Source organism: Aequorivita flava (genome assembly GCF_038742595.1).
Taxonomy (GTDB): Bacteria; Bacteroidota; Bacteroidia; order Flavobacteriales; family Flavobacteriaceae; genus Aequorivita; species Aequorivita marisscotiae.
Window position 1 is genome coordinate 417501 of the sequence record NZ_JBANCF010000002.1, and the last position, 17697, is coordinate 435197.

15 protein-coding genes are annotated in these 17697 nt (G+C 37.1%); 9 read left to right on the forward strand and 6 right to left on the reverse strand.

The window, feature by feature from the left end:
- Nucleotides 1–11 precede the first annotated feature (11 nt).
- The 3 genes from VZD24_RS04270 to VZD24_RS04280 form a co-directional block, all read right to left on the reverse strand.
- A complete protein-coding gene (locus VZD24_RS04270) occupies nt 12–668 on the reverse strand; it encodes an FAD-binding oxidoreductase (RefSeq protein WP_279449619.1) in 657 nt (218 codons plus the stop codon).
- 66 nt (nt 669–734) lie between these two features.
- The gene (dusB, locus tag VZD24_RS04275; protein WP_279449618.1) at nt 735–1727 is read right to left on the reverse strand and encodes a tRNA dihydrouridine synthase DusB; all 993 of its coding nucleotides are present in this window, start codon (nt 1725–1727) and stop codon (nt 735–737) included.
- Between the two features lie 72 nt (nt 1728–1799).
- Complete coding sequence (locus tag VZD24_RS04280) at nt 1800–4208, reverse strand: TonB-dependent receptor domain-containing protein (protein ID WP_342686771.1); 2409 nt, start codon at nt 4206–4208, stop codon at nt 1800–1802.
- A gap of 221 nt (nt 4209–4429) precedes the next feature.
- Between VZD24_RS04280 and lepA the strand changes: the two genes are divergently transcribed.
- Nucleotides 4430–6226, forward strand: coding sequence for a translation elongation factor 4 (gene lepA, locus VZD24_RS04285; RefSeq protein WP_342686770.1), 1797 nt, complete (start codon nt 4430–4432; stop codon nt 6224–6226).
- Between the two features lie 70 nt (nt 6227–6296).
- Here the strand turns inward: lepA and VZD24_RS04290 are convergent, their stop codons facing one another.
- Together VZD24_RS04290 and VZD24_RS04295 are read right to left on the reverse strand one after the other, a co-directional pair.
- Nucleotides 6297–6524 (reverse strand): hypothetical protein, encoded by a 228-nt coding sequence (locus tag VZD24_RS04290; protein WP_279449615.1) that lies wholly within the window; start codon nt 6522–6524, stop codon nt 6297–6299.
- Nucleotides 6525–6562: 38 nt separating this feature from the next.
- Nucleotides 6563–8431 carry a cation:proton antiporter gene (locus tag VZD24_RS04295; RefSeq protein ID WP_279449613.1) on the reverse strand — a complete coding sequence of 623 codons (1869 nt, stop codon included), beginning with the start codon at nt 8429–8431 and terminating at the stop codon, nt 6563–6565.
- A 137-nt stretch (nt 8432–8568) separates the two neighbouring features.
- Here VZD24_RS04295 and VZD24_RS04300 point away from each other — a divergent pair, with 137 nt between their 5' ends.
- From VZD24_RS04300 to VZD24_RS04335, 8 genes are all read left to right on the forward strand, one after another.
- Nucleotides 8569–9429: an MBL fold metallo-hydrolase gene (locus tag VZD24_RS04300; RefSeq protein WP_279449611.1), complete on the forward strand. Its 861-nt coding sequence runs from the start codon at nt 8569–8571 to the stop codon at nt 9427–9429.
- A 14-nt stretch (nt 9430–9443) separates the two neighbouring features.
- A complete protein-coding gene (locus tag VZD24_RS04305; protein ID WP_342686769.1) occupies nt 9444–11111 on the forward strand; it encodes a S8 family serine peptidase in 1668 nt (555 codons plus the stop codon).
- Nucleotides 11111–12949, forward strand: a complete 1839-nt coding sequence (locus tag VZD24_RS04310; protein ID WP_342686768.1) for a M1 family metallopeptidase — start codon at nt 11111–11113, stop codon at nt 12947–12949. Before VZD24_RS04305 ends, VZD24_RS04310 begins: the two co-directional genes overlap by 1 nt.
- 81 nt (nt 12950–13030) lie before the next feature.
- Nucleotides 13031–13396, forward strand: coding sequence for a ribonuclease P protein component (gene rnpA, locus VZD24_RS04315; protein WP_342686767.1), 366 nt, complete (start codon nt 13031–13033; stop codon nt 13394–13396).
- Complete coding sequence (locus VZD24_RS04320) at nt 13383–14177, forward strand: DUF4349 domain-containing protein (RefSeq protein WP_279449603.1); 795 nt, start codon at nt 13383–13385, stop codon at nt 14175–14177. The genes rnpA and VZD24_RS04320 overlap by 14 nt, the downstream gene beginning before the upstream one ends.
- A 94-nt stretch (nt 14178–14271) precedes the next feature.
- Nucleotides 14272–15894 carry a S41 family peptidase gene (locus VZD24_RS04325; protein WP_342686766.1) on the forward strand — a complete coding sequence of 541 codons (1623 nt, stop codon included), beginning with the start codon at nt 14272–14274 and terminating at the stop codon, nt 15892–15894.
- Nucleotides 15895–15983: 89 nt separating this feature from the next.
- On the forward strand, nt 15984–16802 hold the full coding sequence (locus VZD24_RS04330) for a sterol desaturase family protein (protein WP_342686765.1): 819 nt from the start codon (nt 15984–15986) through the stop codon (nt 16800–16802).
- A gap of 73 nt (nt 16803–16875) precedes the next feature.
- The gene (locus VZD24_RS04335) at nt 16876–17247 is read left to right on the forward strand and encodes a hypothetical protein (protein WP_279449599.1); all 372 of its coding nucleotides are present in this window, start codon (nt 16876–16878) and stop codon (nt 17245–17247) included.
- Here the strand turns inward: VZD24_RS04335 and VZD24_RS04340 are convergent, their stop codons facing one another.
- On the reverse strand, nt 17248–17688 hold the full coding sequence (locus VZD24_RS04340; protein ID WP_342686764.1) for a GNAT family N-acetyltransferase: 441 nt from the start codon (nt 17686–17688) through the stop codon (nt 17248–17250).
- Nucleotides 17689–17697: the final 9 nt, after the last annotated feature.

Below are 17697 nucleotides of genomic sequence, written 5' to 3' on the forward strand. Positions count from 1 at the left end.
TCAGAAAATATTTAAACTATTAGATATTCGGGGTTTGTACCCAAGCTCACCAATGCTTTACAAATTTCTTCTGTAAATTTTTTAGGACCACAAACATAGAATCGCGAATCGAAACTTCCGATTGTTTCAATAAGAAATTTTCGATCAATTCTGCGTTCGCGAAAGCCAATTACCCCTTCTTGAGTGAAAACATTTCTGTAGGCTGGCCCCAACATTTTCGTTAATTCATCGTGTAAAATTATGTCTTCCTTGGTTTTGTTGGAATACAAAAGTGCGAGATTCCGCAGATTTCCACTTTCAAAAAGCGCTCTAAATATTGCAATAAAAGGGGTGATTCCCGTACCGCCAGCTATAAATATACCGGGACCTTTATACTTGATTGTGCCGTAAACATCGTGGAGTAACAGTTCGTCACCAGTCTTTAATCTGCCCATTTGCGAAGTTACACCTTTGTGATCTTCGTAAATTTTTACGATGAATTCTAAGTATTCCCAATGCTGTAACGACGTAAATGTAAATGGACGGATTTGGTCCTTCCAGTTTGGCAAATTGATGGAAATACGTGCCGATTGTCCCGGAGTATAAGTAAACCCTGATGGTTTTTCTAGTACAAAGCATTTAACGTTGTGAGAAATATAATGGGTGTTGAGTATCTTGAGCGGCTGCATGAGGATATTTTGATCTTCAAAGGTAAAAGGATTTATAAATTAAAACACTTAAAATTCCTAATCAATTTAAGCAAACTCATAATCCCCAAATACTTCCAAAACCTCCTCAAAAGCTTCAAAAACCGAAGCAGAATCATCGCTTGTAACCATTTTCATTCGGTATTCCTTAAAGTTTGGGATGCCCTTAAAATAGTTTGTATAATGGCGGCGGGTTTCAAAAACGCCAAGGGTTTCGCCTTTCCAGTCTATAGCCATTTGTAAATGACGTTTAGCTGCATAAACACGCTCAGCCATTGTTGGCGGCGGTAAGTGTTCGCCCGTTTTAAAATAGTGTTTCACCTCCTTAAAAAACCACGGATAACCTATGCTGGCACGGCCTATCATGGCGCCATCCAAACCGTATTTGTCGCGCATTTCCATCGCTTTTTCTGAAGAATCAACATCGCCGTTCCCAAAGATGGGAATGTGCATTCGCGGGTTGTTTTTTACATCGGCAATGGGTTTCCAATCGGCGTCTCCTTTATACATTTGCGCACGCGTACGACCGTGAATGGAAAGAGCTTGGCAGCCTACATCCTGCAAACGTTCGGCAACTTCCATAATTTTAATGGAATCGTGATCCCAACCCAATCGCGTTTTTACTGTAACGGGAAGTTTGGTATGCTTTACCATTGCTTCAGTTAAGCTCACCATTAAATCAATATCTTTCAAAATACCTGCGCCGGCGCCTTTTGAAACTACTTTTTTCACCGGACAGCCAAAATTAATATCAATCATATCTGGGCCGCTGGCTTCAACTATTTCTACACTGCGAAGCATAGACTCCAAAACGGCACCAAAAATCTGGATTCCAACGGGGCGTTCCTTTTCGTAAATATCCAGCTTCATTACGCTTTTGGCGGCATCGCGAATAAGCCCTTCCGAAGAGATAAATTCAGTAAAAACCACATCGGCCCCCTGCTCTTTGCAAAGTGCGCGGAATGGAGGGTCGCTAACGTCTTCCATGGGCGCTAAAAGCAATGGAAAATCAGGCAGTTGTATGTTTCCTATTTTTGGCAATTCTTTTGTTTTTGGAATTGCAAAAGTAGTAAATACTCCGTTAATTAAATGTGAATGAAAGTTTAACTGGGTTTATAACCTGTCGCCTTCGTCAGTTTCTATTGTTTTATTGTTATCGCGAAGTCGGGCATTTCCGAAGTTATATTTAAATCCAAGGCGGAAAAGTCGGCTTTCTTGATTAACAAAAAAACGGTTGTCCTGATTGTAATATTTAGCGACAGAAACAACATTGTTTAAAGTGTTAAAAATATCGTCAACTCCCGCGGTTACACTCGCGCGTTTGTCCCAAAATACTTTTCTAAACGAAATATTTACAAAGCTTTGGTTTTTAAAATAGCGGTTTCCGAAGACAAAGTTTGAAATATAAAGTGCCGAAAGATCTGCCGTAAACGATTGATCTTTTGTAAGGGTAAAGCGGTTAAACGTTTGTAAATACTGCCCGAATGTATCGTTGGTATAGGCCTGTTGTGAGCTTTCTAATGCCTCAAATTTATTAGATAGATAATAGGATGAGGTAGATAGCTGAAAATACCACCAAGGGGTGAGTGAGTTGTAATATACAACATCAAAACTGTATTGATAGGCTTCGATAAGATTGTCATAAACGCTTCGCAACACACTATTTTCATTATTCTGAAATGATAAATACCCCAATTCATTTTTAATGTTTTCGTAATACAAATCAAACAACCATTTGTTATTGAGGGAATAACTTAAAGTAATTTTATCTTTTATTGAAGGCACTAAATTGGGATCCCCTCCTATATAATTGTTTTCTGTTATAAAATATTTGAACGGATTTAGGCTTTCATATCGCGGCCGCTGAATACTTCGGTTATAGCCAATACCAATGTTGTTATTATCGTTAATACTATAATTAACCGATGCCGAAGGAAAAACATCAAAATAGTCTTGGTTGGTTGTTTTTCCAAGCCTTCGCGAATTGGCGTTAGTGTCTGTATATTCAGCCCGCAATCCGGCAGTAAAGCTCCATTTCTCCCAATCTTTTTCAAATTTTACATATTCGGCATAGATTTTTTCTTTGTAATTAAAATCGTCTGAGAGCGCCCAGTTATATGTATCTGTATTATTTACGGTATCAAAAAAGTCTATTTTACTATCCGTGTATATTTTGCTCAATTTAAACCCTATTTCAAAAGTACCACCCCAATACGGTGTAGATACATCGGTCTGCGCAGTAAGAATATTACTCTTTTGTGCCGAATTTGTAAAAAAGCTGTTGTGTTTTATAAATTCGTTATTGGGCAAAAAATAATGGGTGCTAACGTCTTGATCTTGATTGCTATTATAATAAATATAATTGGCAGCAGCAGACAGGGTAGCCCCATTCTCGTTTAATTTTCTTTGATAGTCTAACGCAAAGGTTAGGTTATCCTTTTTATAATTTACCCCACTCAATGTAGTATTGGTAGAGTCTAATTGCATTTGTGAATTATAAATAGCCGCGGTGCCATTATTAAAATACGTGCTTGCCGGCGATACCGAAATAGTGGAAGCCAAACTAATTGTATTTTTTTCATCTATGGTAAAATCCATTACCATATTGCCGTTATGGTTTTCGGAATTTGTAGTTCGGTTAAAGTAGGTTTCCCATATAGATTTTGTAGAAACTTCATCTGGTTTAAAAAATCGAAGATAGCTCTCGTCTTCTTTAAATTCCTTTTTAGTATTGTACGTGTAGCTACCGTACAGATTTAGCCAGTTGTTTTTATAAAAATGTGAAGTACCAAAACTGTATTTTGGAAATATTCCCTGAGTATATGTGGCATTCACCGAGCCTTTGTATCCTATTGAAATTGCCTTTGTAGTAACAATATTTAGAATAGTGCCAGCCTCGGCATCGTATTTTGAACCTGGATTAGTAATTACCTCAACAGATTTAATATTCGTGGCATCGGTATTTTCTAAAAGTGAAGCTACTTCGGCTGCAGACAAATAAACTCGTTTACCATTAATATAGATGGTGGGTGATGAAAATTTAACTTGTATATTTTCACCAATAACTACGACACCTGGTGTTTTTTTAAGAAGATCCATAGTGCTGCCTACAGATAATGAGGTGTTTTCTACATTAAAGACCAATTTACCAACAGTTTTTTTTATAGTCGGTAATTTTGCCGTGACCACCGTTTCATCTAGCATTTGCTGATTTATCTTTAAAATAATGGTACCTAAATTTTGGTTGGAGGAAACTGCAACGGTTTGTTCCTGCGTTTCAAAACCTATGTAACTAAAGTTCAATTTATAATTACCAGCGGGCAAGTTTTTTATTGCGAAATAACCATCGTCATCGGTAGTTGTACCTTTTATGGGCTCTTCAGATTCAGCCCCATAGAGCAACACATTTACAAAGGATAAAGGGGTATTTTCTGCATCGCTCACCAGCCCTGAGATAGAAAAATCTTGAGCCAATAAAACACACTGCTGAAGGCAGCATAGGAGTATAAAAAATTTTCTCATAACATAAGTAGATATCTGGGGGAAGACATCATTTAATTGTACATTTTCTGGGGAGAAAACAAATAGTATTAACTATACCTTAGCCAATGCACTACAAATATGTTGAAAATTTATGAAATAAATACCGCCGTATCGTTATTATTTTAAGTGTTTAAATGCAATTTAAAAATAATCGCACTTTTAATCTATATTTGCAAATTATAGCTTGAGAAGGAAATTTTATGAAGAACATACGCAATTTTTGCATTATTGCCCATATAGACCACGGAAAAAGCACCTTGGCAGATAGACTTTTAGATGCCACTGGCGCCGTGACCGATCGCGAAAAACAAGCCCAATTACTGGATAGTATGGATTTGGAACGCGAACGCGGCATAACCATTAAGAGCCATGCCATTCAAATGGATTATGAATACAAAGGTGAAAAATACACCTTAAATTTAATTGATACGCCTGGCCACGTAGATTTTTCGTACGAAGTTTCCCGTTCCATTGCCGCTTGTGAAGGAGCTTTGCTAATCGTAGATGCCGCACAAAGCATACAGGCACAAACAATTTCAAACCTATATTTGGCTTTAGAAAACGACCTGGAAATAATTCCGGTACTGAATAAAGTAGATCTTCCCTCTGCAAATGTAGAAGAAGTAACCGATGATATTGTAGATCTTTTGGGCTGTAAACCCGAAGAAGTAATACCAGCAAGTGCTAAAACAGGTCTGGGAATCGAAGAAATTTTAAGTGCCATTATTGAACGTATCCCGGCGCCAAAAGGTAATCCAGACGAATCGTTGCAAGCACTGATTTTTGATTCAGTTTACAATCCCTTTCGTGGAGTTGAAACATATTTTAGAGTGCTAAATGGCGAAATTCGAAAAGGACAGCACATTAAATTTATGGCTACCGGCAAAAGTTATTTCGCAGATGAAGTGGGAACTTTAAGGTTGAAACAATTTCCTAGAGACGTTATTAAAACAGGCGATGTAGGTTACTTAATTACCGGAATTAAAGAAGCCAAAGAAGTAAAAGTTGGCGATACCATAACCGATTCTAAAAACCCAACTGTTAATATGATTGAAGGGTTTGAAGATGTAAAACCTATGGTTTTTGCCGGGATATATCCTGTAGATACCGAAGATTATGAAGAGTTGCGAAACTCCATGGAAAAGTTGCAACTAAACGATGCTTCGCTCGTATTTGTTCCAGAAAGTTCTGCAGCCCTTGGTTTCGGTTTTCGCTGTGGATTTTTAGGCATGCTTCACCTGGAAATAATTCAAGAAAGATTGGAGCGAGAGTTTGATATGACGGTTATTACCACCGTTCCAAACGTTTCGTATTACGCTTACACCAATAAAAACCCGGAAACTCCCATTCTCGTAAATAACCCATCAGATTTGCCGGAACCTTCCACTTTAAATCGTGTGGAAGAGCCGTATATTAAAGCAACTATTATTACCAAGTCAGATTTTGTGGGTTCGGTTATGTCGCTATGTATTGAAAAAAGAGGCGAAATTACCAACCAGACATATTTAACTACCGAACGAGTTGAACTAACTTTTGATATGCCTTTAGCAGAAATTGTTTTCGACTTCTACGATAGGCTTAAAACCGTTTCAAAAGGATACGCTTCCTTTGACTACTCGCCAATAGGAATGCGGCAATCGCACTTAGTTAAGGTTGATGTATTATTGAACGGAAATGTTGTAGATGCACTTTCTGCGCTCCTTCACCGAGACAACGCCTACGATATTGGCAAAAAAATCTGTGAAAAGTTACGACAACTTATTCCCAGACAACAGTTTGACATCCCTATTCAGGCCGCTATCGGAGCCAAAATTATTGCTCGTGAAACTGTGAAAGCCCTACGAAAAGACGTAACCGCAAAATGTTACGGAGGCGATATTTCGCGTAAAAGAAAGCTTTTAGAAAAACAGAAAAAAGGTAAAAAACGAATGCGCCAAGTGGGCAATGTAGAAATTCCGCAAGAGGCTTTTATGGCGGTACTTAAATTAAATGATTAGAAAAGGAAATTTAAATAATTTATTTTTCTGTTTCAATAGTCTTTAGCGTATATCTTTCTTCGGAAAAATTTTACATGCCACAAGTAGCGCCAGCCTCTATAAGCCCTTGCAAATACACCTCGTAGGGAGTACCGGTGTTTTCACCATTAACCGATGCATTACCATTGCTTTCCTCGCATACTTCAAAATTTGCGGTTTGTGGCGAGGTACAAGTAGTGCAACTAACGCCATCGTCCTTTTTACAGGAAACTATCCCTACACACAAAACAATAGCGACAACAAAGAATGTATTTTTCATTAAAAAGTAATTTTAAGGAAAACGAATTAATGCTAAGATTATTTGTTTACCTTCCCTTCATTTTCAGATCTAGTGGCATTTACAACATCTTCAAAATCCATTGGTTTTCCTAAATAAACAAGGCTGCTTCCCATTTCAACTTCAAGCTCGGATGGAGAATTCAAAAGATCTAAAAATCCATTGTCGTGTTTTAAAAATAGCGGAATTGCGTCTGGGTTTTCACCAATAATATTTAATACACGTAAAAATTGATTGTGGTTTTCAACAGGAATTTCCTGTATAGACGGAAAATCCTGAGCTACCTGGGTAAAACGTGTATAATCATGAGTGTATGAAAATAGTTCTTTTGCGGAAATGTTCTGTTTTTGTTTCATTTCTTCGGAAGTCATTAACCTAAAAGTTCCATTTTCGCCAAAATACTGTCCAAAACGATTAATAGCTTGTTTGTTTATTTCGTCGCTTCCGGTCATAGATAACAAATAACCCACATCGTTCAGCTCTATATTGTCTGTAAGGTCATCGGCATAAATGTTTGCAGTAAATGCTTCTAATCCTAATTCTTTTGCTCTATTAATGTTCAACTGGTTTGAATCAATGAGCACCACATGCCTATTGTTTTTATGAAGATAAGTAGCAATTAATCTAGATACTTTTGAAGCACCCACCATGAGTATTCCTTCAGATTTTTTCAAAAATACCCCCATCCAACTTGCCATTACTCTAGCCGTAGTGGCATTGATAATTACAGTAGTTAAAACAACCGCAAAAACCAAAGGGGTAATATATTCAGCCCCAACCACGCCTTTAGAAACCAATTGTGTTCCGAAAAGTGACGATATACCAGCTGCAACTATTCCGCGAGGACCAACCCAACTAATAAATAATTTTTCATTGGTTTTAAGCGAGGAACCTATAGTACTCGCAAAGACGGTCATGGGTCTTAAAATAAAAATAATTATTGCCAATAAAATGGCAGTTTTATAGTTAAAAACCAGCAAAAGATCGTCAACACTAATATTGGCAGAAAGTAAAATGAAAAGTATTGAAACCAATAAAACGCTCAACGATTCCTTAAAATAGAGAAGTTCCTTAAGGCTTGGCAAATCGCTATTTCCTAAAAACATACCCATAACAACTACGGCCAGCAGACCCGATTCGTGCGCAAGTAAATCACTGGCTACAAAAACTGCCATAACCAATGACAGCGAAACCACATTAGATAAGTAATGCGGCACGAGTTTCTTTTTTATTGAAATGTAAAGTGCATATCCTGCCGAAACTCCAAAAGTCATTCCTATTAAAACAATTTTTCCAAAATCCAGTAGTGCCTGTTTTGTGTAACCAGAATCGCCTTCTACACTTATAAATTCATATACAAGTACAGCAACCAAAGCTCCGATAGGATCAATTAAAATTCCTTCCCATCTAAGTACTGCCGCCACATCTTTTTTAAGTGGGATATTTCTCAAAATTGGCGTAATTACAGTGGGGCCGGTTACAATTATTAAAGCTGAAAAAAGGAAAGCAATTCGCCAGTTTAGCCCGAATACGTAGTGGGCAGCCACACCGGCACCAATAAAAGTAATGGCAGCACCTATGCTTATAAGTTTGCCAATTGCAGAGCCTACTTTCGAAATTTCTTCTCTTTTAAGCGTTAATCCCCCTTCAAAAAGAATAATTCCTACAGCCAAAGAAACAAAATAGAAAAGATTTTCTCCCGGAAAAAGACCTTTATCGCCATTCCAAATAGGTTGAAGCCATTGTCTTCCATCTTCAGTGAAAAACGTAGAAAGCGGGCCTACCAGCAGCCCAATTAAAATTAAAGGTAAAATAGCGGGTATTTTAAATTTCCATGCAACCCATTGGGCCAAAATTCCTAAAATTATAATTCCTGCAAGTTCTACCATTCAATCGGGGTTTAGGCAAATTAAAACTTTTTCGACGCTACGAAAAAATAATAATTTGTTAAAAATAGTATAATTAATTTATACTTCGTCTTTGGTCTGTAACGCTTTTGCTAATTTGCGACTCATTTCTTCAGATTATGCAATTATTTCCTATTGAATCCGGCAATTTTAAATTAGATGGTGGTGCCATGTTCGGTGTTGTGCCTAAAACCCTCTGGACCAGAACCAATCCTGCAGATGCCAATAATATGATAGACATTGCCGCGCGCTGTCTTCTCATTAAAAATGGCGATAGGTTAACCTTAATTGATACCGGGATGGGCAATAAGCAAAGCGAAAAGTTTTTTGGCTATTATTACCGTTGGGGCGATTACAACCTAGACAATTCATTAAAAAAGTACGGTTTTCATCGCGACGACATTACCGATGTTTTTATGACCCATTTACATTTTGACCATTGCGGTGGCAGTGTACAATGGAACAAAGATCGCACAGGGTATGAACCAGCTTTTAAAAATGCAACTTTCTGGAGCAATAAAGATCACTGGCAGTGGGCTACGCAACCAAACCGACGCGAGCAGGCTTCTTTTTTAAAGGAAAATATAATGCCGATGCAAGAAAGCGGACAGTTAAAGTTTGTGGCACAACCCAATACAGATTTTGCAACAGCCAACGAATTGGATTTTGGAATTCTATTTGTAGACGGACACACAGATAAGCAAATGATTCCGCATATAGAATACAAAGGAAAAACGCTGGTTTTTATGGCAGATTTATTGCCCACAGCAGGTCATTTACCACTTCCGTTTGTTATGGGCTACGATACACGACCATTGCTAACGCTTCCAGAAAAAGAAAAATTTTTGGATAAAGCTGCCGAAAATAATTTCTATCTATTTTTGGAACACGATGCACACAATCCGATAATTACCGTAAAAAACACCGATAAAGGTGTTCGGCTAAACGAAACATTCTCACTTAACGAATTTTTTAATTAACTCTTATTTTTAAAATGAAAATCTTTAGAAACTCTCTTTTGGCTGTAGTAATAGCAGCCTCTATGGCAAGCTGTGGCAGTAGCTCGGCAATTGTTGCCACCCCAATAGAAAACATTGATGCAATCCCTTTAAAAGTAGTTCCGCTTACCGAGGCACAATTAAAAAATTGGCCAGCGATGGATTTGGTAAAAGACACCGTTCCCGGGATGAGTGTAAATAAAGCTTACAACCAAATAATCAAAAAACGCAAAGGCACAACTGTAATTGTAGGCGTTATTGATAGCGGGGTAGATATAGACCACGAAGACCTTAAAAATGTACTATGGACCAATCCTGGTGAAATATCCGGCAACGGAATAGACGACGATAACAACGGTTACATTGATGATGTACACGGTTGGAATTTTATTGGCGATATTATTGGTGAAAACATGGAATATGTACGTATCATCAGAAAATTTAAACCAAAATTTGAAGGTAAGAGCGAATCTTCAATAAGTGCTGCAGATCGTGAAGATTTTGCAATCTATCAAAAAGCAATGGCCGAATACGAAAAGGAATTTTCAGAAATTTCAACTAATAAAGAGCGGTATGAGCAAATTATTGCGCAGTTAAAGCCTACACATCAAGCAATTGCTCAGAAACTTGGAAAAGAAGATTATTCAAAAGAAGATTTAGCGGATATAAAAAATCCTTCGCCACAGGAACAGCACCAAATAGCCATGCTAGACCAAATGTTAAATTTTGCCGATTCAGTTCCTGAAGTTTTAAAGGAACTTGAAGCAGGAATAAAATATTTTAATGACAGACTGGAAGATAATTTTAGTATGACCAAAGATTTCCGGGCTGTGTTAGGCGATAATCCCGACGATATTACAGACAATGTTTACGGCGACAATAATGTAGCTGGTCCAGACCCAACGCGCGAAAACGTAAAACACGGAACCCACGTTGCAGGTATAATTGCCGCTGAACGCCACAACGGGATTGGTATGGATGGCGTAGCCAACAATGTGCAAATAATGGCTGTACGAGCAGTACCGGATGGCGATGAGTACGACAAAGATATTGCATTGGCAATTAGATATGCCGTAGATAATGGCGCTAAGGTACTAAATACTAGTTTCGGAAAATATTATTCGCCACACGCAGATTGGGTGTACGACGCTATAAAATATGCGGCCTCAAAAGATGTATTAATTGTGAATGCCGCTGGAAACGACGGTCTTGATTTAGATACTGTAAATGTTTACCCGAACGATCAGATTGATAACCAACCAGAAATTGCCGATTCATTTTTAACCGTTGGTGCACTTAATTATGAGTATGGTAGTGAATTGGTTGCAAACTTTTCAAATTACGGAAAAACCAATGTAGATGTTTTTGCTCCCGGTGTAAAAATTTGGGCAACAACCCCTTTAAATACATATGAATTTTTGCAGGGAACCTCAATGGCATCTCCCGAAGTTGCCGGTGTTGCCGCAATGATTAGATCTTACTACCCAAATCTAACAGCTGCACAAGTAAAACAAATATTAATGGATAGCGGCCTTTCGGTAAAAACTAATGTTATTTTGGGCGGGGAAGTTTCAAATACGGAGTCTTTCTCAAATATTTCAAAATCTGGTAAAATGGTAAATATGTATAACGCCTTAATTATGGCAGATAAAATGTCTAAATAATGAAGCAATTTTTAAGTGTAATTTTTTTTATAGCCGTAATCATTTCGGCTTCAGCACAAAATAATCCGTGCTATTGGCAGCAGGAAGTAGATTATAAAATGGACGTTCAGATGAACGTGAAAAATTTTCAATACCAAGGCACCCAGGAATTAAAATATACAAACAATTCGCCCGATACCTTAACCAAAGTTTATTATCATCTTTACTTTAATGCATTTCAACCTGGCAGCGAAATGGATGTACGATCACGCACAATTGCGGATCCTGATAGCCGCGTTACAGATAGAATTTCGAAACTTACACCGGATGAAATTGGCTACATAAAACCAAACTTATTTACACAAAATAACGTTGCCGCTAAGTACACAATTAAAGGAACGGTAATGGAAGTAGTTTTAAACGAACCTATTTTGCCCGGCGAAAGTACCGTTTTTAATATGGAGTGGGATGCACAGGTGCCCTTGCAAGTACGCCGTTCAGGACGCGATAGTTCTGAAGGCATAGCGCTTACGATGACCCAATGGTATCCCAAACTAGCTGAGTACGACTTTGAAGGTTGGCACGCCGATCCGTACATTGGTCGCGAGTTTCACGGAGTATGGGGTAATTTTGATGTGACAATTACAATTGATGCAGATTACACTATTGGCGGAACAGGTTATTTACAAAACCCTGCCGAAGTTGGCCACGGCTACACAGAACCAGGCCAAAAATGGATGAAACCAAAAAAAGGAAAATACACTTGGCACTTTTTAGCACCAGATGTACATGACTTTGCTTGGGCAGCAGATAACCAATATGTACACGATACCTATCCGGGGCCAAACGGAGTAACACTTCATTTTTTCTATAAAAATGATCCTGAAATTGCTGAGAACTGGAAAAATCTACAACCAAAAACAGCTGCTCTAATGCAGTTTTTTAACGAACAGATAGGCCAATATCCCTACGAACAATACTCGGTAATTCAAGGCGGCGATGGTGGTATGGAATACGCTATGAGTACCATGATTACTGGCAATCGGGAGTTTGGAAGTTTAGTTGGTGTAACTGCTCACGAGTTGGCACATTCTTGGTTTCAGTTTGTTTTGGCAACCAACGAACTAAAACACGAGTGGATGGATGAAGGTTTTACCTCATACATATCCGAGGAGGCAATGAATTATGTGATGGAAGAAAATAAACCAAATCCGCACGCAGGTTCGTACAGAAGTTACTTTTACATGGCCACTAGTGGCAATGAACAACCTCTATCTACACATGCAGACAGATATGCAACCAACCGTGCGTATGGCGTAAATGCGTATAGCAAAGGTTCGGTATTTTTAACTCAATTAGGGTACGTTATTGGCCCAGAAAATCTATCTAAGACCTTAAAGCGTTTTTATTCAGATTTTAAATTTAAACACCCTACGCCAACAGATTTTATTCGCACGGCCGAAAAGGTTTCCGGTTTTAAACTAAATTGGTATTTAACAGATTGGACACAAACTACAAATACAATAGATTATGGTATAAAATCTGTTGAAAATGAAACGGATAATACAAAAATTACTTTAGAAAGAATTGGTTTAATGCCAATGCCTATAGACCTTTATGTAACTTATGAAGATGGCACGCAGGAGTTGTTTTACATTCCATTGCGTATGACGTGGAATGAAAAACCAAATCCGTTTACAGATTTAAAACGTACTGTTTTAGCAGATTGGGCTTGGGCTTATCCCACCTATACATTTGAAATTAAAAATGGGAAAAAAGTAAAAAATATGATGATTGATGCCACACGCAGAATGGCAGATATTAATCAGGATAATAATATTTGGGAAAGAAATCCCTAATCGTTAAAAGAGAAATTAATATCTTACACAGACCTAATAGATTCTAAAACCTGTTAGGTCTTTCTTTTTTATATTTACCGTGTGAATCAAAAATTTCCGAAGAGCGAAAAACTAAAGAGTTCCAAAACAATTGAAACATTGTTTTCGGACGGAAAAACACATTCCAGTTATCCTATAAAAGTATTTTTTCTTCCGAAAGAAAATTTAAAAACATCCCTGGCAGCATTTGCCGTTCCCAAACGCAATTTTAAATCTGCGGTAGATCGCAATAAGGCAAAACGACAGCTTCGCGAAGCATACCGTCTTAATAAACATATATTTAAGGAAATTAACGGCAAGAAATTTGTAATGCTTTTTCTATATTTAGGCAAAGTTAAACCGCAGTACGCCCAACTTGAAAGAGCAATGGTAAAGCTGCTTAAAAAATTAAGGGATGAAAATAGTTAGCACAATATTTTTATTATTTGTTCTGGGATGTACAAATAGCGGTTCAGACAACAATTTTGAAGCCGAAGCTTCAATGGCCGGTATAGAAAATGTTTCTGAAGATATAGCCACACCGGAGCTCGATGAGCAAAAAATTATTAAAACTGCACGATTAGCCTTCGAAACAAAAGACGTTGAGGCAACACACCAAAAAATTATTAATCTGGCATCGCAATACAAAGGTTTGGTGCAAAGCGACAACAGCGGAAAAGATTACAATCGAATCTATAAAAATATTGTGGTTCGCGTACCTACAGAAAACTTTCAATCTTTTATTGACGGGATATCTGAAGGGGTAGCTTATTTTGATCATCGCGATATAAGTAGGCAAGATGTTTCTGAAGAATTTGTAGATCTGGAAGCACGCTTAAAGGCAAAACGCACTTTAGAAAACCGATATTTGGAGTTGCTAAAAAAAGCAAACAGTGTAAAGGAAATGCTGGAAATAGAACGCGAACTTTCAAATATTCGTGAAGAAATTGAAGCAAAACAAGGGCGTTTGCAATACCTCCAAACACAAGTTTCCATGAGTACGGTAATCGTAGAATTTTATAAAACTACCGCCGATACAGGTATTACTCAGTCTTACGGACAAAAAATAAAAAATGCCCTTCAAGGAGGTTGGAACGGTATTTCGGTATTTTTCTTAGGCGTTTTATACCTTTGGCCCTTATTCCTCGTTGCAATAATTGTAATTTTTGTTCTTCGTAAATTTCTAAAACGAAAAAAGGTAAACAAATAGAAAGCGGTATATTTTATCTCTGATCTTACAATTAATACTTTTACTAAAGATTTTTAAGGTTGTAACCTGACCGAATATTTAAATTTTCAACAAAATGAAAAAAAGAATTTTAATACCCATAGTGGCCATTGGTATATTTTTTACCACGGTAAGTTTTAAAAGTGATTTTTTCGAAATTGCAAAACAAATTGAAATCTTTACTACCCTCTATAAAGAGTTAAATATGAATTATGTGGACGAGGTTACCCCCGCCACACTTATGGACAAGGCTATTAAGGGCATGCTCGAAGATTTAGACCCATACACAGTCTATTGGAACGAACAGCAGGTAGAAGACGCTAAAATCAATAATTCGGGCACCTATACAGGTATTGGTGCCATTGCGCAAAGTAGAAAGGATAAAATTATAATTGTTGAGCCTTATAAAGATTATCCAGCCGATAAAGCAGGTTTAAAAGCCGGTGACGAAATTGTAAAAATTGGCGATATAACTATTGCCGATTTACAGGACGATGCAGGCGAATTATTAAAAGGTACACCGGGCTCAAAAGTAGCTGTAACTTATAAACGCCAAGGTAAAACTGCCACTACAACTATTACTCGCGAGGCAGTAGAAATTAAAGCGGTTCCCTTCTACAAATTAATAAGAAATGATATTGGGTATATCGTACTTTCACAATTTAATCGAAAAACGACTACAGAAACAAAAGCTGCATTAGTTGATTTAAAATCGCAGGGAGCCAAAAAAATTATTTTGGATCTTCGCGGAAATCCGGGCGGATTACTGAGTGAAGCAATAAATATAGTGAACCTATTTGTGGATAAAGGTGAAGTAATTACCACTACAAAATCTGTAATTGAAAAATACAACCAAGTTTACAAAACCAAATACGATCCCATAGATACTGAAATTCCACTGGTAGTTTTAGTTAATGGAAGAAGTGCATCTGCCAGCGAAATAGTTTCCGGCGGTTTGCAAGATTTAGATCGGGCTGTTATTGTGGGAGCGCGCAGTTTTGGAAAAGGATTGGTGCAACGACCAAAGAAATTAACCTACGGTACCCAATTAAAAGTTACTATTTCGCGCTATTATACCCCCAGCGGTCGTTGTATTCAAGCATTAGATTATTGGCACCGCGACGAGAACGGCGATCCCGTTCGTAAGGATTTAAAAGAGTACAACGCCTTTAAAACCAAAGGCGGCAGAACCGTTTACGATGGCGGTGGCATTTTACCAGATATTGAATTAAAATCCGCAGCATTCAGTTCAATAACCACAGCACTTTTAAAAGACAATGCCATTTTTGATTATGCCACAAAATACTATTATAATCATCAATTAGCAGATTGGAAAAACTTTAAATTCAGTGAAGCAGATTTTCAGGATTTTCTAAAGTTTCTAAAAGAAAACAATTTTGAATACGAAACAGAAACAGAAAAGAAATTTTCTGAAGGATTAAAAGTTGCAGAAAACGACGATTTAAGCAAGGATATTTCAACAAGCTACAAACAACTTATGGCTGCCATTGACAATGCAAAAGACAAAGCCATACTCGATAAAAAAGTAGAAATAGAATCGCTTCTGACCGATGAAATATTAAAACGCTATTTCTACCGCGAAGGTTTGTATAATTATCAAATTAATCACAATCCGGAAATATTAGAAGCGGTTTCCGTTTTAAATGATGCTGGACGGTATGGGAAAATTTTGAAGTAATATTTTGTCGGCTTGAGCACAAACAAAATCACCTTTAAGAATGAACTATATAAACAACAAATACTAAAAATTTCCTTTAAGAACTTAGTATGCAATCCTTCTTAACCTTCTTCGAAACAATGCCCGTTTGGATGAAAGCTGGTTGGGTGTTTTTTGTCCTTACCGTTTTCTGGATTCTTGAAGGCTATTACAAACTCGTTTTTACCAAATACAACAAATGGCGCCACGCAAAAACCAACTTCATTTTGCTTGTGTTTGTAATGCTTATAAATGTAGTTTTCGGAATTGCAACTGTAAGTATTTTTTTGTGGTTAAACCATTCTAACTTTGGGTTGCTTCCACTTTTTGATGCTCCAATTTGGCTGGAATTGTTGCTATCAATTATGGTGTTGGATCTAATTGCGCAATATTTTGTGCATTATTTACTTCACAAAGTAAAGTGGATGTGGCGCTTGCACACTGTACACCACTCCGATAAAAATGTGGACGTTACTACAGGCACCAGGCATCATCCGTTTGATTTTATTATTCGTGAAACTTTCGCATTAATTGCTGTAATTATCATGGGAATGCCAATTGCTTTTTATCTTTTTTACAGAATTTTAAGTGTGCTTTTTACCTATTTTACCCACGCCAATATTTCGCTTCCGAAGCAGGTAGATCGCCTACTTAGCTATATAATTGTAACTCCAAATATGCATAAATTTCATCACCATTATAAAATGCCTTGGACAGATAGCAATTTCGGCAATATGCTTTCTATTTGGGATCGTTTATTTGGTACATTTATCTATGCAGATACATCAGAAATAAAATATGGTTTAGACATTGCAGACCATAAAAATGATGAGGATATTTTACACCAATTAAGACTTCCTTTTGATAAGTCAATTCGGTATAAAAAATAAATTAACACCATCTGCTTTCCGGTTAACATAAACTTAACTCACTGTTTATCAATGATATTGTAATTTAGCGGTTATGGTACATTCAGAAAGAGAAGAAAACAAAGCGATTCTTAAAGAATCCGTGACTTATTTAGAGAACCGGGGTTTTGAACACATTCAAGCAGATGTGGAAGGATATGAAACTCCAAAATCCTATCTTAAAAAAGATAGCGATGTGGTAATTACCCCAGATATTGTAGCGGAGCGCGCAGGCATTAAGCACTATTTTGAAATTAGTTTAAAATCTGCAAAGCCAAGATTATTAAAATCGAAATGGCAATTTTTAGATACTTTAACACGTATGCGAAACCAGCGTTTTAAAATAATAACTCGCCGTGGGCATTATAAATTTACCGATGAAATGCTAAAAGATCTAAATCTAGAAAAAAATCTTATAAAGCTTTAATCATTCTCTAATCATTGCTATATGTGGAATACCATCTTCCATATATCTATCACCAATGGTTTTAAAACCGTGACTTTCATAAAACATTACTAAATATATTTGCGCCGATATTTTTATAGTATCGGCTTTATATTTTTCAACAATAGCTTTTATGGCAGCATCGGTAATTTGATGACCGTACCCCAATTTACGATAATTTTCGCGTACCAAAACCCTACCAATAGAAGCTTCATCAAAATAATCTCCAGCTTGAAAGCAGCGTGCATAGGTTACTAAAATATCGTTTTCCCAGCCCATTATGTGCAACGCACGTTGGTCTTTTCCATCAATATCCTGATAAACGCAATCTTGTTCCACTACAAAAATTTCACTTCGCAATTGCAAAATTTCGTATAGCTCCTTTCGGCTTAATTCTTCAAAATTCTTTATATCAAATTCCATATTTTTTTA

Excerpts from the sequence above, each read along its gene's own strand:
- VZD24_RS04270 (WP_279449619.1), bottom strand. The coding sequence starts at position 668 with ATGCAGCCGCTCAAGATACTCAACACCCATTATATTTCTCACAACGTT.
- VZD24_RS04280 (WP_342686771.1), bottom strand. The coding sequence starts at position 4,208 with ATGAGAAAATTTTTTATACTCCTATGCTGCCTTCAGCAGTGTGTTTTA.
- VZD24_RS04300 (WP_279449611.1), top strand. The coding sequence starts at position 8,569 with ATGCAATTATTTCCTATTGAATCCGGCAATTTTAAATTAGATGGTGGT.
- VZD24_RS04330 (WP_342686765.1), top strand. The coding sequence starts at position 15,984 with ATGCAATCCTTCTTAACCTTCTTCGAAACAATGCCCGTTTGGATGAAA.
- VZD24_RS04290 (WP_279449615.1), bottom strand. The coding sequence starts at position 6,524 with ATGAAAAATACATTCTTTGTTGTCGCTATTGTTTTGTGTGTAGGGATA.
- VZD24_RS04305 (WP_342686769.1), top strand. The coding sequence starts at position 9,444 with ATGAAAATCTTTAGAAACTCTCTTTTGGCTGTAGTAATAGCAGCCTCT.
- VZD24_RS04295 (WP_279449613.1), bottom strand. The coding sequence starts at position 8,431 with ATGGTAGAACTTGCAGGAATTATAATTTTAGGAATTTTGGCCCAATGG.
- VZD24_RS04320 (WP_279449603.1), top strand. The coding sequence starts at position 13,383 with ATGAAAATAGTTAGCACAATATTTTTATTATTTGTTCTGGGATGTACA.
- VZD24_RS04310 (WP_342686768.1), top strand. The coding sequence starts at position 11,111 with ATGAAGCAATTTTTAAGTGTAATTTTTTTTATAGCCGTAATCATTTCG.
- VZD24_RS04325 (WP_342686766.1), top strand. The coding sequence starts at position 14,272 with ATGAAAAAAAGAATTTTAATACCCATAGTGGCCATTGGTATATTTTTT.
- VZD24_RS04335 (WP_279449599.1), top strand. The coding sequence starts at position 16,876 with ATGGTACATTCAGAAAGAGAAGAAAACAAAGCGATTCTTAAAGAATCC.
- lepA (WP_342686770.1), top strand. The coding sequence starts at position 4,430 with ATGAAGAACATACGCAATTTTTGCATTATTGCCCATATAGACCACGGA.
- VZD24_RS04340 (WP_342686764.1), bottom strand. The coding sequence starts at position 17,688 with ATGGAATTTGATATAAAGAATTTTGAAGAATTAAGCCGAAAGGAGCTA.